The organism is Anaerococcus sp. HMSC068A02, from assembly GCF_001811125.1.
In the GTDB taxonomy this organism is placed as follows: Bacteria; Bacillota; Clostridia; order Tissierellales; family Peptoniphilaceae; genus Anaerococcus; species Anaerococcus vaginalis_C.
The window spans coordinates 1-385 of the sequence record NZ_KV803742.1 but is presented as its reverse complement, the minus strand read 5'-3'; the positions used below and the strand labels follow the sequence as shown (position 1 = coordinate 385).

Annotated in this window: 1 protein-coding gene and 1 pseudogene; both read right to left on the bottom strand. The window is 27.5% G+C overall.

The annotated features are described in order from the left end of the window. On the bottom strand, positions 1–134 hold a 134-nt coding region (locus HMPREF2782_RS03320; RefSeq protein ID WP_070640850.1), incomplete at its 3' end, for a transposon-encoded TnpW family protein. A gap of 158 nt (positions 135–292) precedes the next feature. Further along, positions 293–385, bottom strand: a pseudogene (locus tag HMPREF2782_RS09655) (replisome organizer); the annotation flags it as partial.

Genomic DNA, 385 nt, shown 5'->3' with positions numbered 1-385 from the left:
ATTATGCGTTTTAATTTGTCTTGCATTGTTTCCGTTGCATTTTCATTAAAGTGAACAACAACCTCATAGGTTGCTTTACCAATTTTCTTTATAGTTTTTGTTCCTGTATTCTGTTCATTTTTATTTTCGTGCATATATTTTTCCTCCTGTTTGTTTCGATAAAAAAGACGATTAGATTTTTAATTTTCTAATCGCCTTTTAAGTGTCATATTTGTATTTTTATTATATCTGGCATACTTTTATACCTTTTCATACTTAAAGTCTTTAATAGTGGCTTTCCACCTCTTTTTATCTATAAAGATTCTCCTACATCATAGTTCATTTTTTTATTTCCTCCTTGATGTCTTAGTTTTTCTTTATCTTCTTCATACCATTTTAAGATTGT